Consider the following 25200-nt stretch of genomic DNA (forward strand, 5'->3'; position numbering starts at 1 on the left):
GGGTGTGGATAATGAGTTTACTAATTAAAGATTTAACAAAGAAATTTGACGAGCATGTTGCAGTGAATAATTTGAATATCGAGATACCAAAAGGTGAAATATTTGGATTCTTGGGCGGGAATGGAGCAGGTAAAACGACTACATTTCGAATGATACTTGGACTTTTATCGAAATCAAGTGGGACCATTTCATGGAATGGTAAACCTATAAATTATGGTGTTACAGATAAAATTGGGTATTTACCAGAAGAACGTGGTCTTTATGCGAAAATGACTGTCAAAGAACAAGTTAACTTTTTTGCAAAACTAAAGAACATGAAAAGTAAAGATGCAGAAAAAGAACTTCACTATTGGCTGGAGCGTTTTAATATTACTGAGCATCTGAACAAAAAGGTAGGAGAACTTTCTAAAGGGAATCAGCAAAAAATCCAGCTGATAACAGCGATTATACATAAGCCTGAACTCTTAATTTTAGATGAACCATTTAGTGGTTTAGACCCAGTAAATGTTGAAATGTTAAAAGACGCTGTTCTTGATATGCAAAAACAAGGGTCGTCAATTCTTTTTAGTTCACATCGTATGGAACATGTGGAAGAGTTATGCCAACACATTTGTATTATGCACAAAGGTGTACCTGTTGTTCAGGGTGACATTGCCAAAATTAAAAGTGATTTTGGTAAAAAGAACGTTGTAATCGTTGGCGATCATGACTTTGACCATTTGAAAGAAATAAAAGGTGTAGAAAGTATGAAGAAACGTAAAAATGCAGTTACTCTTAAAATTTCATATGAAGAAGTGTCACATGTTTTATTTAAAGAGATAACAAAATTAGGGTATGTTAAAAAGTTTGCAGTAGAAGAGCCTACATTAAATGATATCTTTATTGCGAAAGTAGGTGCACAAAATGAGTAGTTTCTGGACAATTTTTTTACAAAACTATAAATCTAAAGTGAAATCAAAATCATATTTTGCTATTACAATAATAGTTTCTATGTTAATTATAGGATTGATGAATTTTGACAAGATTTATAACTTGTTTGCAGGTAACGAGGACGATCAAGTTGTTGTTGTAACAGAAAAAGAAGAATTATATTCAACCATTCATCAAGTGTTTAAAAATGTCGATAGTAAGATACAAGTTAAACGTAGCACGGATAAACAAAAAGCAGAATCAGGTGTTAAAAATGGTGATTATACATATGCAATCGTTGTAGAGGAATTGAATAATAAACAATTAAAGGCTACGTATATAACTGAGACGGATGTAAATCAGCAAGATGTTAGCAAGGTTCAAACGATTTTATCTCAAATACAATCTTCTAACTTCGCCCAGCAATTGAATCTATCGCAAGATGAATTAAAGGTGTTAACAACGCCAGTAGAAATTCATACCAAAACGGTTTCAGATAAGGTTAAAGATGGAGAACATACTGAGGGTGTAGGGATTTTAATTAATGTCTTTATCATGCTAAATTATCTAATGATATTAATGTATGCTGCACAATTAGCAACAGATGTTGCAACAGAGAAATCTTCTCGTGTTATGGAGTTAGTTGTTTCAAGTATTTCGCCTACCAAACATTTATATGCGAAGCTATTCTCGACATTATTGGCTGGTATTACGCAAATCATAATTTGGGGCTTGGTCGCAACTGTTGGATATAAAACAGCAATTAATGATTCGAAAAATGATATTTTAAATAGTATTGATTTAAATTCTGTTGCTCCAACTCTAGTGTTTTATGGGATTCTATTCTTCACATTAGGATTCTTATTATATGGCTCATTATCTTGTCTATTTGGCTCTATCATTACGCGTATAGAGGAATCTTCTCAAGCTGTTATGCCGCTGATGTTTATGTTACTTGCTGCTTTGTATATTGCAATTTATGGAATGTCAAATCCAAGCAGCATGGTTGTTACCATTACTAGTTATGTACCTTTCTTTACTCCTATAGTTATGCTTGTACGAATTGGATTCCTTAATATCCCAGTATGGGAGATTGCGCTAGCATTAGGGATTCTAATCGCAACAATATGTATAATGATTGGTTTAACGAGTCGTGTTTACCGCGGTGGCGTATTAATATATGGTAAAGGTGCATTTAGTAATATCAAAAAGGCAATCAAGTTAGGGCAAAAATAGGATTCGTCTATTCATTTTTAAACTTAAATTTACAAAGATCTGCATAGTTAAACTGTGTAGATCTTTTTTGTTGAGAAATTTATATAAATAAATATAAAAATTGCCGTATTAGGCTATTTTTCAAAGAGAATTTTAAAAAGCTCTCAAAAGAGAGTAAAGAATCGAGTTCTAGCGAACAACGCAGAGCGATGATTAATATAATTTATGTCTTTCTCCAAAATGGAGAAAAGAAGTAGGGAAAAAATTTAGTTTTAATAATAATCATTTATTTGCTACATAAAGAAAACCCCTTGACTATCAAGGGGTTTTTCATATGATCCCGGAGAGGATCGAACTCACGACCTCCACCCTGTCAAGGTGGCGCTCTCCCTGCTGAGCTACGGGATCCCAACTATAAATATTACCACCAGCAATGTGTTTTCATTTCATTCGTGTAATCGGAGGATTTGTATAATCTGTTGAATATTGTAACATTTGATGTATTCCTATAATAGCAACAAACTTTAATAGTGTAAAGATGTAATTTTCTGAATATTATCATTCCAATTTTTATATAAAAAAATAAGCTCCGAAGAGCTTATTTTAATAATAATATTACCGCAATTATCAATGATATTATCAAAAATAAAATCATAAATAATGGAACTCAGTCATGAGCTATCGCCCTGTAACTGTCATTCCTGCTGTGTAAATTGTATCAATAGAACCGTCAGCGTCTTTTATTTCGACTTTATAACGATATGTTCCATCCTCATAAATATCATCGCCATATCCTGTGAAAGTTGCAATTTCATCATTGCTTCCAGCTGGGACCCATTGATTTTGCCAACGGAAGTTGGTTTCAAATTCTCCCCATCTATCGCCATATTTCTTTTCAAGGCTGACATTGTAATGAATTTCTTCCGCTCGGTCATTTGTAATTCTTGCAATTACGCTGTTACCAAAAGTAACTTGTGTAGAGTGTACCTGAACTGTAACACCGTTCACCGTTTCGCTAGGACCACAAATATAACGACAGAACTCGCTTGCTCCGTCAGCATGTGCCTTCGGTGTATCAATGTTCATAGCTGTTAAACCACCTAAAGCTAAAGCTCCTGTTAATAATACTTTACCAAATGTTTTCACTTGAAATTCCCCCTAAGTATATTCTCAATTCGTTCCATAGATACCACATTAAGTAGTTTTATAACATTAATCTAATCGAACGCTTTTTTCCTCGAGTGTATTCGCTATGAATCTTTCATCTTGTAGTAATCTAACCTCTACATATAATTTCATAGTTTTGATTCCATATATGTATCATGATTTACATAGAGCAAATCTGTTAATACGTTTTGGTTATTTACTTATCACACTGCTTTTTATTACCTTTTATTGGTAAAACGTTGATTTTATTATATACCATTATTATCTATTTACAAGAGAAAATCATACTGTATGCAAAAATGCATAATAAAAAACACTGCTTGTATTCTGAATTACAGAATACAAGCGGTGCTGAGTTTCAATTAATATTTGATTGGAACCTAATGCTAATTTTTTATGTTTAACAGTATACATATATCACTGTTTTTTAGTCATAATTGATAAACCTTGTTCAGAGGACGCTATTCCTGCTGGGCTACGGAATCTTCAAAAGGGAAAGTATAAGCGATTATGCTAGTAATGTATGAAGGGATAATGATAAGAAGAAAATTCAGTGAAAAGTAGTTTTTGAATGTAGCCGTTATATTATTTCCGGTATTTATCTAAAGGATTTTCATCGCTTAAATCAACAATTAAAGGGCATAAAAATAACAGTGGTAAAGCGGCGTTAGCTTGATGAAAAGTATCATTAGACATATATTGTCTTCCAAAACAATACGGACAATCTTTTTCAAATGTTATGAGAAGCGACCATACGTCTTTTACTTTCCACTTCGTTTTACAATACGTACAACGCGCCATTGAGTTCCTCCTCATTTTAAGGTGTTTTCTAATATATTCTACTTTATTGTACGAAAGTCATTTGAATTTGATGTGGCAAATTTCTGCGTTCTCTTTAATAAGTGGACTAGTTAAATCTCTACTATTCCAAACAAGAGCAACGTTTGCTTTTTGTTTTAAAATTCGTTGGCATTTGATTTTGAAAGCCTCTTTATCAAACCAATGAAATGCTTGGGTAACAGTTACTAAATCTACACTATTTTCTTTTAAAGTGGTATTTTCAGCAGTTGCTTTTATGGATTGAAAACGAGAATATAGTTTTGACGATTGCTCAGTCATCTTCCTCATATCATCATTTGGCTCAACTCCAATAACATGTAAACCACTTTCAAGCAGCTGGCGGCTAAATATCCCCGTACCCGTACCTGAACCAATATCAGCTACAATCGGATTTCCTTTCAGTTGGTTAGCTGAAAGTAAGTAATCAATATATTCATTAGGATAACTAGGACGATATTGTGCATATATATCGGCCCTGTCAGTAAAATTTTCTGTTGTTTTCACAGTACTACCTTCTTTCTTACAATATTATGTACAGAAATAGAAATTAAATATGAATTTCGGCATCAGTCTCTAAGTCTACCACTTAAGAGTCCAGCTAAATAGAAAGCCTCAGTTTCTGTATTCAAATATCCTTTATCCGTTTAGTATACTATTTTAGATAATATCTTCCAAAACACTAGAATGGCTTACTCAATTATGTTTTAAACTGTATGTTTTTATGAATTTATTTAATAATTTATGAGCAATTGTATGCCGTATTACGTTTACGTAGGTAAGAGATTTTCATTTTTACTATTTAAATTGGCCAATATATCCTTTTTACAATTTACTGAAAATCATGTATAACAGAGATACAAGATTATTTTATAAATATTCAGGAGTAGAGGGAGAAAAGTTGTAATGGTAAGAAAAACGTTCAAGATGCGCGTGTCTAGAAATAGAACGATTTCGATTAATGGATCGATTCTTGATGTGGATGTTACACATGATGAATTTTTACAAGAGTTTGTTGAGTGGGTTGATTCTAAAGGTTGGTCGTTTATGGGGATAACGGATGAGATTACGCCCGAGGAAGCTAGTCAAAAGTTAATAGATTCGTTGATTGATGAGAAGGATAAGAAAGAGTAATTCCTTCTTATTTTTATTGTATATTTATGTTCTTTATCGTAAAAATATGATATAGTAAAAAATAGTGAAATTTCTTCCAGTTTAATACAAATTACATATGATTGGTAGATATATTATTTTGTTAAGGGATTAAATGGAAAAGGGAGAGTCATATGGTAAATTTTAAGAAAATTTTGGTTTTTATTACAGTTATTTGTTTGTTTTTGTTGACACCTATGACATTGCGTGCTGAGACGAATATTGGAGTAAATCCAGAACAAGTTGCACCACCACCTGCGGAAGGACCAAATGTTTTTAGTCAGTTTGCAACGACAATTGATGCGAAAACAGGAGATGTTTTGTATGACAAAAACGCATATCACCGCGCATATCCTGCTAGTACGACGAAAGTGTTAACAGCGATTCTACTCATGGAGCATACAAAGCCAGAGGATCAATTTACATTTTCACAATTAGCATTAGATCAAGAGAAGAGTAATTATCAAATTGAGTTTCAACCTGGAGAGACAATTAATAGAAATACTGCGCTTATGATTTTAATGGTGCTGAGTGCGAATGATGTGTCGTATGCGATTGCGGAGCGGATTGGCGGGAGTGTTGAAAATTTCGCCAATATGATGAATGAGAAAGCGAAGCAATTAGGAGCGAGAGATAGTCACTTTGTAACACCGAATGGATTGCATAATCCGAATCATTATACGACGCCATATGATATGGCTATGATTACGAAAGGTGTGCAAAATTATCCTGAAATTTTACAAGCGATGAATACGAAAAGAACGACAGTTACGACGTCTAGGCAGACGGTGTCTATTTTTAATAAATCTAATTTTTTTGAAAATCCATATAGCATTGGCGGTAAGACAGGGTTTACGAATGAAGCGCGTAATACACTTGTTTTATTAAATGAGAAAGATGGAAATCGTATTATAAATGTAGTAATGGCTTCTCAAAGACCTGAAATTTATGAAGATTTGAAGCAGATGGCGGACTATTCTTTTGGTCAATTTGTGAAGCAAACTGTACTAGATAAACATAGTTGGCATCAAAAAACAACATATTTAAATAAAGATATTAATAGTGAACTTGAAAAAAGTGCAGAACTTATGCTTAAGAAAGATGAAGGGAAAAATGTGAAAACTATTTTCCGGGCAGCTTCATTAGATAAAGAATCTTTGTATCATAAAGGAATTCATCGTGGTGAGGTAGTTGGTGCAGTTGATATTACGAAAAATAATCAAACAATTGCGACGGTAAATGTTCTTTCAACAGAAGATGTCACTTTTGCGATGCCTAAAAAAGATACAATTGTATCAGAAGAAAAAGAGTCAAATGTGAAAGTAATAAGTGTTGGGGTAGGCGCACTTGTACTATTTGGAGCCATTTTATATGTAGTGCTACGCCGAAATACAAAAGGAATGAAAACAGAAGAAAAATAACGTATTAGTAAAAAGGCTGTGGAGATTTTATCACAGTCTTTTTCTATGCTAAAAATACTTTTAACTAATAATTGTAAATTTTCTTATTGCAATAACCTAAAGTTCGTTATATCATTTACTTGTGTTCTTGTTAAAGAACGCAATGAACATTGCATACTTCAAATAATATAAAACAACGGAGAGGGAGAGAGTCGATGAAATTAATTTGGAAGGTAATTAGCAACGCGATCTCATTTGTTTTATTTGCATTGATGGTGTTTTTAGCTTTTGTAGTTATTTCTTCAAAAGCGAGCGGTGGTGATCCCACAGTGATGGGATATCAATTTAAGAGCGTTCTTTCAGGATCAATGGAGCCAACGTTTTTAACAGGATCAATCATTGCAATAGAACCAAACAAAGATGGTTCTAAATATCAAAAAGGTGATGTTATTACCTTTAAAGAGAAAGATCAAAAAATTATCACTCACCGTATTATCGGTGTAAAAGATACAAATGGAAAAGTAGTGTATGAAACAAAAGGGGATAACAACAACGGACCAGATTTAGAGCCAGTACTTGCAGAAAATGTAGTTGGAAAGTATGCAGATATTACAGTTCCGTATGTTGGGTATTTACTGAATTATGCGAATTCAAAAGCGGGAGCAGCATTACTTCTTATTATTCCAGGAGTCTTTTTACTTGGTTATTCCGCGATTTCTATTTTTGGTGCTATTCGTAGTATTGACGGAGAAAAGAAAGATAAAAAAGTAGAACAATCCGTCTAGTTCGTTTGGTTATACTTTCCGTTTAGGAAGTTAACAAATATATATTAAGGGGATATGGACATGACTTTAAAGAAAAAATTAGGAATGGGTATTACATCAGCAGTACTAGGAGCAGCGTTAGTTGGTGGAGGAACATTTGCGTTTTTCAGTGATAAAGAAGTGTCAAACAATACATTTGCGGCTGGGACACTGGATTTAGCATTAAATCCATCAACAGTTGTTAACGTATCGAATTTAAAACCTGGGGATACAATTGAAAAAGAATTTAAACTAGAAAATAAAGGCTCTTTAGATATTAAAAAGGTTCTACTGAAAACAGATTATAATGTAGAAGATGTAAAGAAAGATAATAAAGATGATTTTGGTAAACATATTAAAGTAACATTCTTAAAAAATGTAGATAAGCATGAGACAATTGTGAAACAAACTACTTTAGATAAATTAAAAGGTGACACACTTACAGCTGTAGATAATGATTTATCGGCTTGGTTCTGGGATGAAAAAGGTATTTCAGCAGGTAAATCTGATAAATTCAAAGTGAAATTTGAGTTCGTTGATAATGGAAAAGATCAAAATCAATTCCAAGGCGATAAGTTACAATTAAATTGGACGTTTGATGCACAACAAACAGCAGGTGAAGAAAGATAATAACAAAAAGGGCTATCACATGGATAGCCCTTTTTCTATTTTTCTAGTATTTGTCTATCAATTTTAATAGTTCTTTACTATAATATAGATAATGTTCTGTATAAAGAACGTAATGTTCGATGGGGGAGATTAAGATGCTGAAAAGACCGCGGAATTTTAAAAAGATGCTTATATTGCCGTGTATGTGTTCTATTACGTTTTATTTAGGATCTCAAATTATGACGTATACAGAAGCGGTGTTCATTCATGAAACGAAAGTGGAAGCGACGCTTTCTACAGCAATTATATTTCCGAAAACAGTTAATACGTTAAAAGAGCAATCTGAGAAACATAAACAGTTTATTGAGCGTGAGTATGGAACGATGAAGGGGAAATCGAAAGCAACTTCTATTGAAGAAATAAAACAGGCGATTTCTGTATGGCAACAAGGGCGTGAGAAAATTGTTGCTGAGAAGGAAGCTCTGCAAAATGTATATACTGAAATAGAGGCTCCTTACAATCAAATACAAGAAGAATTAAAGGTAAATAAAGATGAGTCGATGCAGCAAGTGTCCGTATATGTAAATGAAGGCTTTCGCAGTATCAAAGAGAAACATGACTATATTGAGAAAGAAATTAGCTTGAAAGCTATTGATGAGCAAATTCAGGCTCTTCAGCAACAATTAAACGTTGCAATTGAAGCGGAAGGACAAAAGAAAGCAGAAGAACAAAAGAAAGTAGAAGAACAGAAGAAAGCGGAAGAACAGAAGAAAGTAGAAGAACAGAAGAAAGCAGAAGAACAGAAGAAAGCAGAAGAACAAAAGAAAGTAGAAGAACAGAAGAAAGCGGAAGAACAAAAGAAAGCAGAAGAACAAAAGAAAGTAGAAGAACAGAAGAAAGCAGAAGAACAGAAGAAAGTAGAGGAACAGAAGAAAATAGAAGAGCAAAAGAAAGTAGAAGAGCAAAAGAAAGTAGAAGAGCAAAAGAAAGCAGAAGAACAGAAAAAAGCGGAGTAACTGCTGTAGTGAAACGGCTGGAAAACAAGAATGTGGTGCAAGAGATAATGAACGAATAAGCAAAACTAGTAATATTTATATGAGTGTGAGGGAACGTTAGCCCTCACCTCTTTGTTTTTCTTTTTTCTTATAGTATTAAATGCATTTGAGTGTGAAAAAAGATATAAATCATCATTCTTTTTTTCTGAAAAATCTAAATAATATTGAGAAATAAAAATAACTGAAAATATTAATAAATATGTGTTGTGTTTATATAGGGTTGTTCGTTATAATGAACATAAGGTTTTTAAAAAAGAACACATATTAGCTAAGCTAATATAGTTTTCTTTACATCTCTTATTGAAAAATAAGTGATAAAAATATAAAAAAAAGCTAGGGGGAATTGATTGTGAGTCTGAAAAAGAAATTAGGTATGGGAGTTGCATCAGCAGCATTGGGGTTAGCTTTAATTGGTGGAGGAACATTTGCATTCTTTAGCGATAAAGAAGTATCAAACAATACATTTGCAGCTGGGACGTTAGACCTTACATTAAACCCTAAGACGCTTGTAGATATTAAAGATTTAAAACCAGGGGATTCTGTTAAGAAAGAGTTCTTATTACAAAACAGCGGTTCGTTAACTATTAAAGACGTTAAATTAGCAACAAAGTATACTGTTAAAGATGCAAAAGGTGATAATGCTGGTGAAGACTTTGGTAAGCACGTTAAAGTAAAATTCCTTTGGAACTGGGATAAACAAAGTGAGCCTGTATACGAAACAACTTTAGCAGACTTACAAAAAGTTGATCCAGATCTTTTAGCTAAAGACATCTTTGCTCCTGAGTGGGGAGAAAAGGGTGGATTAGCAGCTGGTACAGAGGATTATCTATGGGTACAATTTGAATTTGTAGATGATGGAAAAGACCAAAATATCTTCCAAGGTGATACATTGAATTTAGAATGGACATTCAATGCTAACCAAGAAGCTGGGGAAGAAAAATAATAAAAAAGCGGGTATTCCCGCTTTTTTTTATAAAGAAAAAGAAGTGCTGGTTGTAAGCACTTCTTTCTATTATTATTTTTGATTTTGCTTCCACTTTGTAAATTCAAGAAATTCACGAAATTGTTCTTTGGAGACACCAGAGTTCATTGCATCTTTAACGAGTTGTGTCCATTCGGAGTCTAGGTTAGTTGCCTTTGTTGTTTCATCATGAAGTAAAGTATCAACTGGAATTTGTAGAACTGCTGCGATCTTTTCAAGAAACTGAATGGAAGGGTTTTTTTGTAAATTTCGTTCTATAGAACTAATGTAAGATTTAGCAACGCCAGCTTTTTCGGCAAGTTCAGTTAATGAAATACCTTTTTGTAAACGAAGGCGTTTTATACGTTCTCCAATCATATTTGCGCACCTTTCTATCAATATGTAGTTGTCTTATGATGTCATTATTATAACATAAACTTCGTTAAAAAGAACAAACCTATTGAGCCTGACTGGATGGCTTCATACGTTGGAAAAATTGCTCGATGTCTTGCATGGCGATACCAGCATCTAGAGCTTCAAGTATTAAATCAATCCATTCTTGATCCAGTGCGTCTGTCTTATCTTTGTACAAATGTAATTCCTCCCTAATTATCGGTCATAATTGCTGCTACAGAATACATGATAATGCAATCGGACTTTGTGTTTTATATAGTGAATTATCAAATACTTTGTAGATGAAACAAAGATAAAATCCCCATTAAACTCCCTCTATGGAAATTATAAATTGTTCGATAAAAACTTTCAATATTTTCAGAAAACATTGTTGAATTGTGATATATCCGTATGCTAACTATGAAATTTTTACAAATATATTAAAAACATTACATAATATGACTAAATATTGAAAAAATATTGAATTTTTAATAAAATTTAATTTGTAATACATATTATTTATTAGGGGAGGAAATAAGGGATGAACAAGAAACCGTTCAAAGTTTTGTCATCAATCGCTTTGACAGCTGTATTAGGCCTTTCATTCGGAGCTGGCACTCAATCGGCATATGCTGAAACACCTGTGAATAAAACAGCTACGAGCCCAGTGGATGATCATTTAATTCCAGAAGAGCGTTTAGCAGATGCACTGAAAAAACGTGGGGTAATTGATTCTTCAGCTTCAGAGAAAGAAACAAAGAAAGCTGTTGAAAAGTATGTAGAGGACAAAAAGGGTGAAAATCCTGGGAAAGAAGCAACAAATGGGGATCAACTTACGAAAGAAGCATCTGACTTTTTAAAGAAAGTGAAAGATGCGAAAGCAGATACGAAAGAAAAACTAAATCAGCCAGCAACAGGGACACCTGCAGCGACAGGACCAGTTAAAGGCGGACTAAATGGTAAAGTACCAACTTCTCCAGCAAAACAAAAAGCATATAACGGCGATGTTCGTAAAGATAAGGTACTTGTTTTACTTGTAGAGTACGCTGATTTTAAACATAACAACATCGATAAAGAACCTGGTTATATGTATTCGGAAGACTTTAACAAAGAACACTATGAAAAAATGTTATTCGGTGATGAGCCATTCGCGTTAGAGGATGGAAGCAAAATCGAAACATTTAAACAATATTACGAAGAGCAATCCGGTGGTAGTTACACAGTGGACGGAACAGTTACAAAATGGTTAACAGTTCCTGGTAAAGCTGCTGATTATGGTGCAGATGCTGCTACAGGTCATGATAATAAAGGACCAAAAGGACCACGTGATCTAGTAAAAGATGCATTAAAAGCAGCTGTAGATAGCGGTCTTGATTTATCACAGTTTGATCAGTTCGATCAATACGATGTAAATGGTGATGGAAATCAAAATCAACCAGACGGTTTAATCGATCACTTAATGATTATTCATGCGGGTGTTGGACAAGAAGCTGGCGGTGGTAAATTAGGTGATGATGCAATTTGGTCACATCGCTGGACAGTTGGACCAAAACCATTCGCAATTGAAGGCACACAAGCGAAAGTTCCGTATTGGGGCGGAAAGATGGCAGCATTCGACTACACAATTGAACCAGAAGATGGCGCAGTTGGTGTATTCGCGCATGAATATGGCCATGATTTAGGTTTACCAGATGAGTATGATACAGACTATACGGGTCATGGTGAGCCAATTCAAGCTTGGTCTGTTATGAGTGGCGGCAGCTGGGCTGGTAAAATCGCTGGAACAACACCAACGAGTTTCTCACCACAAAATAAAGAGTTTTTCCAAAAAACAATTGGTGGTAACTGGGCAAATATCGTAGAAGTAGATTACGAGAAATTAAATAAAGGTATCGGTCTAGCAACATATTTAGACCAAAGTGTTACGAAATCTAACCGTCCAGGTATGATTCGTGTTAACTTACCAGATAAAGATGTAAAAACAATTGCACCAGCATTTGGTAAGCAGTATTACTACAGCACAAAAGGTGATAATCTTCATACAACGTTAGAAACACCACTGTTCGATTTAACGAATGCAACGAATGCGAAATTTGATTTCAAATCGTTATATGAAATCGAAGCAGAGTATGATTTCCTTGAAGTACATGCTGTAACAGAAGATGGTCAAAAAACGTTAATTGAAAGACTTGGCGAGAAAGCAAATAGTGGAAATGCAGATTCGACAAATGGAAAATGGATTGACAAATCATATGATTTAAGTCAATTCAAAGGTAAAAAAGTAAAATTAACGTTTGAGTACATTACGGATGGTGGTTTAGCATTAAATGGTTTCCTACTTGATAATGCGTCATTAACAGTAGATGGTAAAGTTACATTCTCAGATGATGCTGAAGGTACACCACAATTAAAATTAGATGGTTTCGTTGTATCTAGCGGAACAGAGAAGAAAAAACATAACTACTACGTAGAGTGGAGAAACCATACTGGATCAGATAGCGCATTGAAATTTGCTCGCGGTCCAGAATATAACTCAGGTATGGTTGTATGGTATGCAGACTCAGCTTACGCAGATAACTGGGTTGGTTTACATCCAGGACATGGTTTCCTTGGTGTAGTTGATTCTCATCCAGAAGCAATTGTAGGAACTTTAAATGGTAAACCAACAATTGATAGTAGTACACGATTCCAAATCGCTGATGCGGCATTCTCATTCGATAAAACGCCAGCTTGGAAAGTTGTATCTCCAACGCGTGGAACGTATACGTATGATGGCTTAGCGGGTGTAGCGAAGTTTGATGATTCGAAAACGTATATTAATCAACAGATTCCAGATGCAGGACGTATTTTACCGAAGCTTGGTCTGAAGTTTGAAGTAGTAGGACAAGCTGATGATAATTCTGCAGGTGCTGTTCGTTTATATCGTTAATACTGTGAAACTACCGAGAGATTTTCTTTCGGTAGTTTTTTTGTGAGCAATGAATTTTATATAGTTGAAAAAGTCATATATAATGTAACTTTAAGAATAGAAATTTATTATATATGAAGTCTATATAAATAATGAAAGAACTGGATAAAAATAGTGGGAGAAGGTGAGTGAATGAGTATTTCCTCTATTGTAAGTAGGCAAAAGGAATATTTTTTAAAAGGGCATACGAGAAGCATCGAAATGAGAAAGAATAATTTGAAGAGGCTTTATGAAGGCATTCAGCGTTTTGAAGAAGAAATATTTCAGGCATTGAAATTAGATTTAAATAAGTCAGTTCACGAGTCGTTTACAACGGAAGTTGGATATGTATTAAAAGAAATTTCTTTTCAATTGAAACATATGTCATCGTGGAGTAAACCAAAGCGAGTTCGAACAGCACTGACTCATTTTGGATCAAAAGGAAAAGTAGTGCCAGAACCGTATGGTGTTACGCTTATTATTGCACCGTGGAACTATCCGTTCCAATTAGCAATTGCACCACTTGTAGGAGCACTGGCAGCTGGAAATACAATCGTTTTAAAGCCGTCAGAGTTAACGCCAAGCGTTTCAAAAGTGCTTAAGAGAATGTTAGGTGAGTTATTCCCAGAAGAGCTTGTAGCGGTAGTAGAAGGTGGCGTTGAAGAGAGTACATCTTTGCTGAGGGAACCGATTGATTATATTTTCTTTACTGGTAGTGTTGGCGTTGGAAAAGTTGTAATGGAAGCAGCAGCGAAACAGTTGACGCCGCTTACGTTAGAACTTGGCGGGAAAAGTCCTTGTATTGTACATAAAGATGCAAAGATAGAGATGACAGCAAGAAGAATTGTTTGGGGTAAGTTTTTAAATGCAGGGCAGACGTGTGTAGCGCCTGATTATATGTACGTGCATTCTTCCGTGAAAGAAAAGCTAATTGAGGCAATGCGACATGAAATTACAGAGCAGTATAGTAAAGAACCTTTGCAAAATGAAAATTACGTGCGTATTGTAAGTGAGCGTCATTTTGAACGATTATGTCGATTTTTACAAGATGGTCAAGTCGTAATTGGTGGAAACTATAAGAAAGATACATTACATATTGAGCCGACAGTACTAGCGGATACTACATGGCAAGATGCTGTTATGGAAGATGAAATTTTTGGCCCGATTTTACCAATCATAGAGTACGACAATATAGAAGATGTAATTGGCACAATTCAGCAACATCCGAAGCCGTTAGCGTTATATGTATTTTCTGAAGATAAAGAAGTACAAAAGAAAGTGACGAGTAATATTTCATATGGTGGAGGCTGTATTAATGATGTTGTCTATCATCTTGCCACGCCATATTTACCTTTTGGGGGTGTTGGAAGTAGTGGATTAGGGGGTTATCATGGGAAAGAAAGTTTTCGGACTTTTTCACATTATAAAAGCATTTTAGCCCAATCTACAGCATTCGACATGAAAATTCGTTACTCTTCTACAAAAAGTGCTTTAAAATTCATACGAAAGTTGTTAAAATGATGATGGTGTTTATCAGTAGGCGCAGCCGTATGATAATAGCCCCTTCGCAATGGAAGGGGTTTTTCTGTTCGACGTTATGTATCATGCGAAAATGAATCAAACATACTACATAAAGAATAGAAACGAACGCTTGCTAAATAACCATTTTTGTTTGGATCGAAACAAAAAATAGTCTATAGAACATAAATATTTATTCATGAATATAAAAATTTAAAATTTAAGGTAGATAGGACGGGAAAATGAAAAAGATTATTAAAGTTGAAGCAGTTGAAAAACATTTTGGAAATCAAGTGATTATCCCACCTCTTTCTTTAGATATTAAAGAGGGAGAGTTTTTAACAATTTTAGGGCCGAGTGGCTGCGGGAAAACGACTTTACTTCGTATGATCGCAGGATTTGAAACTCCAACTAAAGGGAATCTTTTATTAGATGATGAAAGAATTAACGATTTACCGCCATATAAGCGTCATATGAACCTAGTGTTCCAACATTACGCACTATTCCCACATATGACAGTGGAGAAGAATATTTGTTTTGGTATGAAAATGCAGAAAGTATCAGCAGCAGAGCAGAAAGAGCGTGCTGAAGAGGCAATGCGTTTAACGCAGTTACTTGAGTTCCGTAATCGTAAACCTGCGAAGCTTTCTGGTGGACAACAGCAGCGTGTTGCAATTGCAAGAGCAATTGTAAATAATCCGCGTGTATTACTATTAGATGAGCCACTTGGAGCGCTTGACTTTAAGTTACGAAAAGACTTGCAACGTGAATTGAAAAACTTACAACGTAATTTAGGAATTACGTTCATATACGTAACGCACGATCAAGAAGAAGCAATGAGCATGAGCGATCGTATCGTGGTTATGAATAAAGGACATATCGAACAAATCGGAACGCCGAAAGAAATTTATAATAAGCCGAAAACGTTGTTCGTTGCGACATTCATCGGTGAAAATAATATTGTGAAAAACGGGGAAGGCTATGTAGCAATTCGCCCTGAAAATGTAAAAGTACGTTCGGTTGAAGAACCAATTTTAAAAGAATACCATCTTGGACATATTGAAGATATAGAGTTTGTCGGAAATATGGAGAAGCTTTATGTACGTGATGAGAAAACATCAGAATTACTAATGGCATATCAAACTGCTGAAGAGGCAGCGCAGTGGAGCATTGGAGATAATGTATATGTAGGCTGGGAGCAAGAGGACGAGGTGACCTTAAATTGAAAAAAGGGAAATTACTCGCACTACCTACAGTCGCGTGGTTATTAATTTTCTTCCTAATCCCGCTCGTATTCGTATTAGGATTCGCCTTCATGCAGCGCGGAGCTTACGGGACAGTAGAAATGCAATTTACGCTGGAGAATATATCCCGTGTGTTTGATCCATTGTACTTAGGGACATTATGGGAAACTGTTAAAATCGCAGTTATTACTACAGTAATATGTTTATTAATTGGTTATCCATTTGCGTATACAATTACAATTGTTGACCGCAAATATCGTTCTATTCTTTTATTATTGGCAACGATCCCGTTTTGGATTAACTTTCTTGTTCGTTCATACGCATGGATTGTTATTTTACGTTCACAAGGCCTTGTGAATACGTTGTTATTAAAGCTTGGTATTATTAGTGAACCGTTAAATTTATTATATAATACCCCTTCTGTAATACTCGGAATGGTCTATTCTTTATTACCATTTATGATCTTACCAGTGTATGCAGCAATTGAGCAGCTAGATAAGCGTAAGCTAGAAGCGGCTTATGATTTAGGAGCAACACCAATAAAGGCATTTTGGAATATAACAGTGCCGATGACAATGTCAGGAATTGCGACTGGTTCTATTTTAGTATTCGTTTCTTCTATCGGAATGTTTGTTGTATCAGACGTGATGGGCGGATCGAAAGTAGCATTAATCGGAAACGTTATTCAAAACCAATTCTTAGGTGCACGTGACTGGCCGTTTGGATCTGCGTTATCGATTATCGTTGTTCTATTCTCTGTTCTGTTAATTTACTTATATTATCGTGCAACGAAAGTATATAAATATAATGAGAACGGAGGGGAATAGGCAAAGATGAAGAAGTTTTTAGTTTCTTATTCTTGGTTAATTTTGTTATTCTTGTATTTTCCAATGATGGTTTTAATGGTCTATTCTTTCAACGACTCTCGCATTAATGCGGAGTGGGAAGGTTTTACATTCCATTGGTATACAGATTTATTTCAAAAACAAGATGTTATTGATGCATTTGTAAATAGTATTACGATTGCAGTTATAACAACGATTGTGACAACGGTACTTGGCGTATTCTTTGCGATTGCTTTACATCGTTATAAATATCGTTTCGAAGGGGCTATTAATGGCCTTGTATATTTACCAATTTTAATTCCTGATATTTTAATGGGATTATCTTTACTAATTCTTTTCAGTCAGTTAGGAATGGAACTTGGACAAACAACGATTATTATTGCACATATTACATTTAGTATTTCGTTTGTTGTTGTTATTTTAGCTGCGCGTCTTTCAAGTATGGGACGTGACTTAGAAGAAGCTGCAAATGATTTAGGAGCAACGCCTTGGCAAACGTTTCGTTATGTAACGTTCCCAGCAATTGCACCGGGAGTTATTTCGGCAGCATTATTAACATTCACATTATCAATTGATGATTTTGTAATTAGTTTCTTCGTATCAGGACCAGGATCAACAACATTGCCATTATACATTTACAGTATGGTTAAGCGCGGAGTATCACCAGAAATTAATGCTCTTTCTACAATTTTAATTGTTGCTATCGTAGGATTAATGGTTCTATCTGAAATCTTTCGTAACAAAGGTGCAGATGGTGAAGAAAACTCTGGAGGACACCTTCCTTTATAATACGAATGATATAGAAAGTACGAGGGGGTAATAAACCGATGAAATTAATGAAAAGAATAGCTGGCGCAGCAATTAGCTTTAGCCTTGTTGCTGGTGTACTTGCTGGTTGTGGTGAAAAAAAAGAAGAATTAAATATTTATAGCTGGGCTGACAATTTTGATGAGCAAGTGCTAAGAGATTTTGAAAAGAAATATAATGTGAAAATTAACTATGATAAGTACGCAAGTAACGAAGAAATGCTTGCGAAATTACAAGCTGGTGGCGCAAAGTATGATTTAATTCAGCCATCTGATTACATGGTTAAAACAATGGCGAAAATGGATTTATTAGCGCCGTTAGATAAAAAGAATATCCCAAATATCGAAAACATGGTTTCTAATTTCAAAACACCGGCGTTTGATCCAGAGAATAAATATTCTTTAGTGTACACTTGGGGTGTAACAGGGATTGCATACAATAAAAAGTATGTGAAAGAAGCACCTACAAGCTGGGCTGACTTATGGAATGAGAAATATAAAGGACATGTAACGTTACTAAACGATTCTCGTGAAGTATTAGGAATGGGTCTTAAGAAGCACGGTTTCTCAAACAGTACGAAAGAAGATGCAGAGTTAAAGACAGCAGCAGATGATTTAAAGAAGCTGCTTCCAAACTTATTAGCATTTGATACAGACAACATTAAACAAAAATTCATTACAGAAGATGCTTGGATCGGAACAGTTTGGTCTGGAGATGCAGCATTTATCGCAAAAGATAATAAAGATGTAGAATACGTTGTACCAAAAGAAGGCGGCACAATTTGGGCTGATACGTTAGCAATTCCAAAAGGTGCAAAACATAAAGAGCTTGCTGAGAAATTTATGAACTACTTACTAGATGAAAAAGTAAGTGTGAAAAACTACGAGTCAATTGGTTACAGTAATCCAAATGAAAAAGCTCATCCTCTTCATAGTAAAGAATACCGTGATAATCACATGATTTTCTTAACGAAAGAAGAGTTAGATCGTACAGAATGGCTTGTTGATGTAGATGATAAGTTAAAAGACTATGATCGTTACTGGACAGAGCTAAAAACAAAAGGTAAATAAGTAAGGAAATGCGGTTTCTAAAGTAGAAATCGCATTTTTTCATAGTAGGAGGAAATCGTTTGAAGAAGAAGTTACATCAATATGAGATAATGTGTATTGCTTTATTATTTGCTGTATTTGGTATTGTTGCTTGGCGCGTACATGCAGGTGGCGTTACCGTGATGGATACATATGTCCGTGGATTAGTAAAAGGGCTACAAACGGAGAGTTCCCTTACATTTTTCTCGTACTTTACAAAATTGGGATCAGCAATTGGGATAGTCGCTACGCTCGTTATAAGTTTGCTTGTTTTTTGGAAGAAGCGTTATTATGCTACGATGATTGTGTATCCACTGGGAATTTTAATAACACATCTTGTGAATAAAGGGATAAAAGAGATTGTACAGAGAGAACGTCCGTCATTAAATGAAGCGCTAGATGCACTTGGATATAGTTTTCCTAGTGGACATGCAATGCTATCAATTATGACATTTGGATTTCTTGCTTATATCATTGCTGCTAATTTGAAAAGCATAGCTGGGAAATGTGTCACAACGATTTTGATGGGCACAGTAATTCTATCGATTGGATTAAGTAGAGTCATTTTAAATGTACATTACCCAACTGATATTTTAGCTGGTTACTGCGTAGGTGGTATTTTGTTAGTTATCGCTATTTACTATCATCGTTTACTTACTGAGAGATTGGGGTTTAATAAAGAGAGATAGAAAAAACGCCTGGAAAAACTATCATTATAGTGTTCCTAGGCGTTTTTTGTTTGTATAAAGATATGATACAGTATAAGTGACAATTGAATTATTTAAAGTAGGTGAAAATGTGTGAAGACAAATGTTCATAAAGTTGATAAGTGGGGCAAGTTAGGAGCTTTTTTGTATCAATTTCGTTATACAGTAATTGTAGCGTTACTGTTGCTCGCAATCGCACTTGGGATTTTTGCTCCAAAGCTACCGGGAGTATTAGGTGGTGACGGTTTCCAAACGGAAGGCGACTATCAAAAAACAAAAGAAATTTTAGATAAAGATTTTAAGAGGTCTCAAGATACGCTTCTGCTCGTTTTTGAGAAAAATAAAGATGCTTCGCATGAGGAATTTAAAAAACGAATAGATGAAATTGTAAAGAATGTTCAAGAGAAAGAGAACTATGAATCTTTCCATCACCCAATCCAAAATAAAGAAATGCTACAAGGTGATATCGGTTATGCGACAATTTTATTTTCCGGGAAAACAAATAAAGAAAGAATGGAAAAGACATTACAATTTGCTGATGAGATTGAGAAAGAAAGTAATGTAGCATTAAAAGTAACACCTACAGGATTTCCGAAAATTAATCAAGAGATTAATGAAAGAACGCAAAATGATTTAAAAGTAGCAGAAATGATTGGATTACCAATTGCGTTTCTTGTATTACTATTTTCGTTTGGTAGCCTTTTGGCATCAATTTTACCGATTTTGAATGGGGCGCTTAGTGTTATTAGCACGATGGGTATATTGTATTTTATCGGTGTGGATAAAGAACTTTCTATTTTCGTGTTAAACGTTGCACCGATGATTGGACTTGCACTATCTATTGATTTTGCGCTATTATTTGTGAACCGTTTTCGAGAGGAAGTTGCTAAACGAACGGTAAAAGAAGCGATAGCAATTACATATCAGACGGCAGGACGTGCAATTGTATTTTCAGGATTATGCGTATTTGTTGGGTTGTCAGGTTTGTTTTTCTTTAAGATAGATTATATTCAATCTGTCGCGATTAGCGGAATGATTGTTGTGATTATGAGTATTTTATTCTCACTCACACTTCTTCCAGCGCTATTATCGTTAATAGGTAAAAGAATATTAAAAAAGAATCAAGTAGCACATACGCCGGCAAAAGCATGGCGTAAATTTGCACAATTTGTAATGAAACATCCAATCGCAATGATTATTGTTGTTACAACATTTATTGTTATTTGCTTATTGCCGTTACGTACAGCTAATTTGCAGTTCCCTGGTGTTGAAGCTTTACCTGAAAAGAGTGATACAAGGATTGCATATGAAAAGTATGAAGAAGCATTTAATGAAACTGTCAAAACACACGCTGATGTTATGTTAGTTGTAGAGACGAAAGAAGATATGAAAGAAAAAGAAAGTCTACAAAAGATAGAAGAATTCGTTCAAAAGTTAAAAGATGATAAGAAAGTACATGAAGTAAGAAGTTTATACGACGGGTTAACTGGAATGAAAGCAGATCAAGTTGTTGGAATATTGCAGTCGCCAGAGTCAGCGAAACTAACTCCTGTATTTGAAGCATACACGAAAGGGAATAAGACGACGATAGAAGTCTTTTTGAAAACAAAACCACGTACAGAGACTGCAAAACAGTGGGTGCGTGACTTTAAAAAGAACTATAAAGAAACGGATGTTACGTATTATCTAGGCGGAATGACGACGTTTCAACAAGAATTAGAAGATGAAATTAAAGATAAAGTTGTAATTGGTATGTCTGTTATATTTGGATCGACCTTTGTTATATTATTATTTGCATTCCGATCTATACTCATTCCAATTAAGGCAATTATTATGAATATACTTAGTTTAAGTGCAACTATTGGAATTGTTGTTTGGTTATTTGAAGGTGGTCATTTCGGTTTAGAAGCGAGTCCGGTTCTGTTTGTCTTACCAATCTTCATTTTTGGCCTCGTATTTGGGCTTAGTATGGATTATGAAGTATTTCTTATTTCACGCATTTATGAGCTCTATGAAGAAACAGGAGATAACGATCAAGCAACGTTAGAAGGGCTCGTTTCAACAAGTAGAATCATTACATCAGCTGCTTTAATAATGATTGTTGTAACGGGTGCATTCGCATTTACTGATATTTTACCAGTAAAGCAGATGGGGCTTGGCGTCGCATTAGCAATATTTCTTGATGCAACAATTATTCGTCTTATGCTCGTACCAAGCTTAATGAAGTTATTTGGAGACTGGAACTGGTGGTTGCCATTTCGAAAAAAACGAGAAAAGTCATCATAAAAAAATGCTCATCATATTGATGAGCATTTTTTTATGAATAGCAAGACCTACATTTTGCAAATAGTATGTGATAAGAACATTACATACAAGTAGGTGAAGGCAATGTTTCGTTATTTTAAGTTTAAGTTAAATGATACAGTACAGTTTGCAGAAAACGATGGGCATATGTATCGCATTGTCGGTTATCGGTTAGAAAAGGGATTTTATCCAAAAGATGAATGGACTCATATCATTTATGAACTACTTAGAGAATTTGACGGGTATACGATGGATGCAGAGGAGGAAGAACTTGTAAAGGTCGTTCAAGTAGAGGATGAGTATTACAAAATACAAGAAGTATCAGGTTATCGTTATCCAGTAAAAATGAAACAAAAACAACAAGTGATGAAAATAGAAAGGATGGACGATTTATTAGATGCTTACAATGATTATAAAAGGTTGGCAGATTTCTTTAAAGATTTATCGTATGAACAAAAAGCTGAAGAAGTATTGTTAGAAATGAAAAGGCTTAGAGCTTGAGGGGCAGTCTATTATAAGACTGTCCTCTATTTTTGACGGTGCATCAAAGTGTGTTTTCCGTTACAATGAGAGAATCAATAGAAATAAGGTGATAAACAGTATGGAAACAAAGAAAAAGGGCGAATGGTGTGAAATTACCATTCCAGCTAAATGGAATGGTATAAGTATTGAATCGGTATTAAAAGTAGAATGGGAAATACCGAAAAAGCTATTACATCAGCTTCGTATGGAAAAAGGTGTTACGGTTAACGGGGAACAAAGAAGATGGAATGAGCTTTTAAAAGAGAACGATAAGTTACAAGTTCATATGTTTGCGGAGGAAGAGTACGGTGTAGATCCAGAATATGGTGAATTACATGTAGTATACGAAGATGATCACGTACTCATCGTAAATAAACCAGAGCAAATGGACACACATCCTGCTGAAAAAGGTGGAAACAGGACGCTTGCAAATCTTGTTGCTTTTCATTTTCAAATGCAAGGTTTAGAGACGAAGGTTCGTCATATTCATCGTTTAGATAAAGATACGACAGGTGGTGTCGTGTTTGCTAAGCATAGAATTGCTGGTGCAATTATGGATCGTTTATTAATGGAACGAAAAATTAAAAGAACGTACGCAGCGCTCGTTGAAGGGAAAGTAAAGAAGAAACAAGGAACGATTGATGCTGCTATCGGAAGGGATCGCCATCATGCTACAAGGCGTCGTATTTCTCCAAAAGGTGACCAAGCTATCACATATTATAAAGTAGAAAAGTATTTTAAGAAGCAAAACACGACTTTCGTAACGTTACAATTAGAAACGGGTAGAACGCATCAAATTCGTGTTCATATGAGTCATAATGGTAATCCACTAGTTGGGGATGTATTATATGGTGGGCAAACAAAATATATGTCCAGTCAAGCATTACATGCGATGAAGATAAATTTCTTGCATCCAATTACGAAAGAAGCGATTGAAGTTGATGTGCCGTTTCCTACAAAATTAAATAATAAAATAAAAGAATTTCAAAAAGAAAATGCGTAAAGTATAAGTTTTAATTTGAAAAAAGTAGATTTTTGCAGGGATTTCTCTAAAAGAAGCGAAGCCGTTAAGAGAAAAGAGAGGTGAGAATTACTTGATCAAATATAAGTATGTACTTGGGATATTTTTCGCTTGTCTTTTAGTTACTCTATGTCTTTACCCCTATTTACCAAATCGTATGGCAGTACATTGGAACGTAAATGGTGAGCCAAACGAGTTTATGAGTAAACAAGTTGTTGTAGCATTTATTCCTTGTTTTATTATTTTTTCATATGGATTTTTGTATATTATTTCACATAATATATTTAAGTTTAATGAAAGAGAGCATTGTATTATAGGCGGATTTATAAAGAAAATTACATTATTTATGTTGTTTATTCATATGCTTATTCTCTTGATTAATTTTGGAGATTTTATATTCTTTCAAACAGGATTAACGATTGGGATTAGTATGTTTCTTTTTATGCTGAGTAAAGAATTTAAGAAAATAAAAGGCAAAGAAAAAGATCCAATTAAATTACAAAAAATTCGTTTAGTAAGTAGACGGATTTTTCAAGTGATGGCATGTGGCATATTGTTTTCATTGTTTTTGAACTTAGAGTGGGGATTTTATATATTGCTTAGTGTAATAAGCTGTGGATCTATGTTGTTTATGTTCTATATTTTCTATTCATACATAATAGAAAGCTATGAAACTTGAAAAAAAGTCTTCTCATTATGAGAAGACTCTTTTAATCTATTTACTTTGTAATAAATTGTTGTGTCCAGTAGTTGCCGCTTTCTACATAACCAACACCGATGTGAGTGAAGCCGTTATTTAAGATGTTTGCACGGTGTCCAGCGCTGTTCATCCAAGCTTGTACTACTTCTTCAGGTGTACGTTGGCCTTGAGCGATGTTTTCACCTGCAGATGTATAAGAAATACCAAATTTCTTCATCATGTCAAACGGAGACCCGTATGTAGGGCTGTTATGATCAAAGTAGTTGTTTTTTTGCATGTCTTCAGACTTAATACGTGCTACTTTGCTTAATTCAGTATCGATTTTTAGTGCTGGTAAGCCTTGCTTTGTACGCTCAGCGTTTGTTAATTCAACAACACGTTGTTCGAACTCGCTTAAAGATTTTGCTTCTTCAGCAGGCTTTTGCTCAGCAGGTTTTTGTTCAGCAGGTTTTTGAGTATTGTTGTTTTCAGCAGGCTTTTGAGCTTCTGGTTTTTGAACTTCTTCAGCAGGCTTTTGCTCAGCAGGCTTTTGAGTTTCTGGCTTAGCTGTTGGTTGCTCAGTTACAACATTTTCAGTAGGTTGTTGACCAGGAATAATGCAATTTGGTTGGAAGTTTCCTTGTTGCCATTGCGCTAATGACTCAACGCCCATAGATTGTAAGAATGCTTGTAATTCTTGTTGGTTCATTTGTTTCATCATTACTTTTGAATGCTGAATATTTTGAACCTTAATGTTAGATGGTTGTACTGTTGCAGCTTGTGCATCTAGAGAAGATACTCCTAAAGTAAGAGCTGTTGCAGCAGCTACAGATAATAAAACACGCTTTTTCATGATGTGTGTCCCCCTATATAAAGTTTTAATTTGTTTTCACACGATTTGTTTTTGACAGCCTGTCTGACTGACAAATTCATCGTAGCATACAATTTGCGAGAAAAAAGATGGAAAAAAATTCATAGACTTTAAAATTACCTAATTTATCCTAAGAGAAGAAGTGA

The 25200-nt window shown here is 34.7% G+C and carries 24 protein-coding genes, 1 tRNA gene and 1 pseudogene; 19 read left to right on the forward strand and 7 right to left on the reverse strand.

What is annotated here, in order from left to right; translation table 11 throughout:
- Window positions 1–11 precede the first annotated feature (11 nt).
- Window positions 12–911: an ABC transporter ATP-binding protein gene (locus tag AC0ONG_RS05060; RefSeq protein WP_000054722.1), complete on the forward strand. Its 900-nt coding sequence runs from the start codon at window positions 12–14 to the stop codon at window positions 909–911.
- A complete protein-coding gene (locus AC0ONG_RS05065) occupies window positions 904–2145 on the forward strand; it encodes an ABC transporter permease (protein WP_000094236.1) in 1242 nt (413 codons plus the stop codon). The genes AC0ONG_RS05060 and AC0ONG_RS05065 overlap by 8 nt, the downstream gene beginning before the upstream one ends.
- A gap of 314 nt (window positions 2146–2459) precedes the next feature.
- Here AC0ONG_RS05065 and AC0ONG_RS05070 read toward each other — a convergent pair.
- The 4 genes and pseudogenes from AC0ONG_RS05070 to AC0ONG_RS05085 all read right to left on the reverse strand — a co-directional run.
- Window positions 2460–2532, reverse strand: a tRNA-Val gene (locus AC0ONG_RS05070).
- A gap of 270 nt (window positions 2533–2802) precedes the next feature.
- Window positions 2803–3270 (reverse strand): hypothetical protein, encoded by a 468-nt coding sequence (locus AC0ONG_RS05075; protein WP_000846651.1) that lies wholly within the window; start codon window positions 3268–3270, stop codon window positions 2803–2805.
- Between the two features lie 606 nt (window positions 3271–3876).
- The gene (locus AC0ONG_RS05080; RefSeq protein ID WP_000090226.1) at window positions 3877–4092 is read right to left on the reverse strand and encodes a hypothetical protein; all 216 of its coding nucleotides are present in this window, start codon (window positions 4090–4092) and stop codon (window positions 3877–3879) included.
- 75 nt (window positions 4093–4167) lie between these two features.
- Window positions 4168–4635: pseudogene (locus AC0ONG_RS05085) on the reverse strand (class I SAM-dependent methyltransferase); the annotation flags it as partial.
- Between the two features lie 399 nt (window positions 4636–5034).
- Between AC0ONG_RS05085 and AC0ONG_RS05090 the strand changes: the two are divergent.
- From AC0ONG_RS05090 to calY, 6 genes are all read left to right on the forward strand, one after another.
- Window positions 5035–5262, forward strand: coding sequence for a hypothetical protein (locus AC0ONG_RS05090; RefSeq protein ID WP_000251862.1), 228 nt, complete (start codon window positions 5035–5037; stop codon window positions 5260–5262).
- 152 nt (window positions 5263–5414) lie between these two features.
- On the forward strand, window positions 5415–6701 hold the full coding sequence (locus AC0ONG_RS05095) for a D-alanyl-D-alanine carboxypeptidase family protein (protein ID WP_000247025.1): 1287 nt from the start codon (window positions 5415–5417) through the stop codon (window positions 6699–6701).
- A gap of 194 nt (window positions 6702–6895) precedes the next feature.
- The gene (gene sipW, locus AC0ONG_RS05100) at window positions 6896–7465 is read left to right on the forward strand and encodes a signal peptidase I SipW (RefSeq protein ID WP_000767804.1); all 570 of its coding nucleotides are present in this window, start codon (window positions 6896–6898) and stop codon (window positions 7463–7465) included.
- A gap of 60 nt (window positions 7466–7525) precedes the next feature.
- On the forward strand, window positions 7526–8113 hold the full coding sequence (locus AC0ONG_RS05105) for a CalY family protein (protein ID WP_000172852.1): 588 nt from the start codon (window positions 7526–7528) through the stop codon (window positions 8111–8113).
- Between the two features lie 134 nt (window positions 8114–8247).
- Window positions 8248–9108, forward strand: coding sequence for a DUF4047 domain-containing protein (locus AC0ONG_RS05110; protein ID WP_431143770.1), 861 nt, complete (start codon window positions 8248–8250; stop codon window positions 9106–9108).
- 388 nt (window positions 9109–9496) lie between these two features.
- The gene (calY, locus tag AC0ONG_RS05115) at window positions 9497–10090 is read left to right on the forward strand and encodes a biofilm matrix protein CalY (RefSeq protein ID WP_000053713.1); all 594 of its coding nucleotides are present in this window, start codon (window positions 9497–9499) and stop codon (window positions 10088–10090) included.
- A gap of 72 nt (window positions 10091–10162) precedes the next feature.
- Here calY and AC0ONG_RS05120 read toward each other — a convergent pair whose 3' ends face one another.
- Window positions 10163–10486 (reverse strand): helix-turn-helix domain-containing protein, encoded by a 324-nt coding sequence (locus tag AC0ONG_RS05120; protein ID WP_000578875.1) that lies wholly within the window; start codon window positions 10484–10486, stop codon window positions 10163–10165.
- 79 nt (window positions 10487–10565) lie between these two features.
- A complete protein-coding gene (locus AC0ONG_RS05125; RefSeq protein WP_000276219.1) occupies window positions 10566–10700 on the reverse strand; it encodes an anti-repressor SinI family protein in 135 nt (44 codons plus the stop codon).
- 342 nt (window positions 10701–11042) lie between these two features.
- Between AC0ONG_RS05125 and inhA1 the strand changes: the two genes are divergently transcribed.
- The 11 genes from inhA1 to AC0ONG_RS05180 all read left to right on the forward strand — a co-directional run bounded on the left by inhA1 (window position 11043) and on the right by AC0ONG_RS05180 (window position 24183).
- The gene (gene inhA1 / locus AC0ONG_RS05130) at window positions 11043–13430 is read left to right on the forward strand and encodes a M6 family metalloprotease immune inhibitor InhA1 (RefSeq protein ID WP_001035950.1); all 2388 of its coding nucleotides are present in this window, start codon (window positions 11043–11045) and stop codon (window positions 13428–13430) included.
- A 171-nt stretch (window positions 13431–13601) separates the two neighbouring features.
- Complete coding sequence (locus AC0ONG_RS05135; protein ID WP_000028385.1) at window positions 13602–14969, forward strand: aldehyde dehydrogenase; 1368 nt, start codon at window positions 13602–13604, stop codon at window positions 14967–14969.
- A 239-nt stretch (window positions 14970–15208) separates the two neighbouring features.
- Window positions 15209–16192 carry a spermidine/putrescine ABC transporter ATP-binding protein PotA gene (gene potA, locus AC0ONG_RS05140; protein WP_000720333.1) on the forward strand — a complete coding sequence of 328 codons (984 nt, stop codon included), beginning with the start codon at window positions 15209–15211 and terminating at the stop codon, window positions 16190–16192.
- Complete coding sequence (gene potB / locus AC0ONG_RS05145; protein ID WP_000715500.1) at window positions 16189–17037, forward strand: spermidine/putrescine ABC transporter permease PotB; 849 nt, start codon at window positions 16189–16191, stop codon at window positions 17035–17037. The genes potA and potB overlap by 4 nt, the downstream gene beginning before the upstream one ends.
- Before the next feature lie 6 nt (window positions 17038–17043).
- Window positions 17044–17844 (forward strand): spermidine/putrescine ABC transporter permease PotC, encoded by an 801-nt coding sequence (gene potC, locus AC0ONG_RS05150; protein ID WP_000714192.1) that lies wholly within the window; start codon window positions 17044–17046, stop codon window positions 17842–17844.
- Window positions 17845–17882: 38 nt separating this feature from the next.
- A complete protein-coding gene (gene potD, locus AC0ONG_RS05155; RefSeq protein WP_000772489.1) occupies window positions 17883–18932 on the forward strand; it encodes a spermidine/putrescine ABC transporter substrate-binding protein PotD in 1050 nt (349 codons plus the stop codon).
- 59 nt (window positions 18933–18991) lie between these two features.
- Entirely contained in the window at window positions 18992–19639 is a 648-nt protein-coding gene (locus AC0ONG_RS05160) for a phosphatase PAP2 family protein (protein WP_000727779.1), read from the forward strand.
- A 111-nt stretch (window positions 19640–19750) separates the two neighbouring features.
- Window positions 19751–21943, forward strand: coding sequence for an MMPL family transporter (locus tag AC0ONG_RS05165; RefSeq protein WP_000856413.1), 2193 nt, complete (start codon window positions 19751–19753; stop codon window positions 21941–21943).
- A gap of 102 nt (window positions 21944–22045) precedes the next feature.
- On the forward strand, window positions 22046–22462 hold the full coding sequence (locus AC0ONG_RS05170; protein WP_000490302.1) for a hypothetical protein: 417 nt from the start codon (window positions 22046–22048) through the stop codon (window positions 22460–22462).
- Between the two features lie 100 nt (window positions 22463–22562).
- Window positions 22563–23486 carry an RluA family pseudouridine synthase gene (locus AC0ONG_RS05175; RefSeq protein ID WP_000448328.1) on the forward strand — a complete coding sequence of 308 codons (924 nt, stop codon included), beginning with the start codon at window positions 22563–22565 and terminating at the stop codon, window positions 23484–23486.
- A 91-nt stretch (window positions 23487–23577) separates the two neighbouring features.
- Window positions 23578–24183 (forward strand): DUF1648 domain-containing protein, encoded by a 606-nt coding sequence (locus AC0ONG_RS05180; protein ID WP_000599007.1) that lies wholly within the window; start codon window positions 23578–23580, stop codon window positions 24181–24183.
- Window positions 24184–24223: 40 nt separating this feature from the next.
- Here the strand turns inward: AC0ONG_RS05180 and AC0ONG_RS05185 are convergent, their stop codons facing one another.
- Window positions 24224–25036: a CAP domain-containing protein gene (locus AC0ONG_RS05185; protein WP_000747571.1), complete on the reverse strand. Its 813-nt coding sequence runs from the start codon at window positions 25034–25036 to the stop codon at window positions 24224–24226.
- Window positions 25037–25200 lie beyond the last annotated feature (164 nt).

This window comes from Bacillus sp. TCT6, assembly GCF_056033845.1.

What these genes read in the sequence shown, in the direction of transcription:
- AC0ONG_RS05060 (WP_000054722.1), top strand. Translation starts at nt 12, where the DNA reads ATGAGTTTACTAATTAAAGATTTAACAAAGAAATTTGACGAGCATGTT.
- AC0ONG_RS05185 (WP_000747571.1), bottom strand. Translation starts at nt 25,036, where the DNA reads ATGAAAAAGCGTGTTTTATTATCTGTAGCTGCTGCAACAGCTCTTACT.
- potD (WP_000772489.1), top strand. Translation starts at nt 17,883, where the DNA reads ATGAAATTAATGAAAAGAATAGCTGGCGCAGCAATTAGCTTTAGCCTT.
- AC0ONG_RS05135 (WP_000028385.1), top strand. Translation starts at nt 13,602, where the DNA reads ATGAGTATTTCCTCTATTGTAAGTAGGCAAAAGGAATATTTTTTAAAA.
- AC0ONG_RS05095 (WP_000247025.1), top strand. Translation starts at nt 5,415, where the DNA reads ATGGTAAATTTTAAGAAAATTTTGGTTTTTATTACAGTTATTTGTTTG.
- AC0ONG_RS05175 (WP_000448328.1), top strand. Translation starts at nt 22,563, where the DNA reads ATGGAAACAAAGAAAAAGGGCGAATGGTGTGAAATTACCATTCCAGCT.
- AC0ONG_RS05105 (WP_000172852.1), top strand. Translation starts at nt 7,526, where the DNA reads ATGACTTTAAAGAAAAAATTAGGAATGGGTATTACATCAGCAGTACTA.
- AC0ONG_RS05120 (WP_000578875.1), bottom strand. Translation starts at nt 10,486, where the DNA reads ATGATTGGAGAACGTATAAAACGCCTTCGTTTACAAAAAGGTATTTCA.
- AC0ONG_RS05065 (WP_000094236.1), top strand. Translation starts at nt 904, where the DNA reads ATGAGTAGTTTCTGGACAATTTTTTTACAAAACTATAAATCTAAAGTG.
- potC (WP_000714192.1), top strand. Translation starts at nt 17,044, where the DNA reads ATGAAGAAGTTTTTAGTTTCTTATTCTTGGTTAATTTTGTTATTCTTG.
- inhA1 (WP_001035950.1), top strand. Translation starts at nt 11,043, where the DNA reads ATGAACAAGAAACCGTTCAAAGTTTTGTCATCAATCGCTTTGACAGCT.
- AC0ONG_RS05080 (WP_000090226.1), bottom strand. Translation starts at nt 4,092, where the DNA reads ATGGCGCGTTGTACGTATTGTAAAACGAAGTGGAAAGTAAAAGACGTA.
- AC0ONG_RS05090 (WP_000251862.1), top strand. Translation starts at nt 5,035, where the DNA reads ATGGTAAGAAAAACGTTCAAGATGCGCGTGTCTAGAAATAGAACGATT.
- sipW (WP_000767804.1), top strand. Translation starts at nt 6,896, where the DNA reads ATGAAATTAATTTGGAAGGTAATTAGCAACGCGATCTCATTTGTTTTA.
- AC0ONG_RS05110 (WP_431143770.1), top strand. Translation starts at nt 8,248, where the DNA reads ATGCTGAAAAGACCGCGGAATTTTAAAAAGATGCTTATATTGCCGTGT.
- potA (WP_000720333.1), top strand. Translation starts at nt 15,209, where the DNA reads ATGAAAAAGATTATTAAAGTTGAAGCAGTTGAAAAACATTTTGGAAAT.
- AC0ONG_RS05170 (WP_000490302.1), top strand. Translation starts at nt 22,046, where the DNA reads ATGTTTCGTTATTTTAAGTTTAAGTTAAATGATACAGTACAGTTTGCA.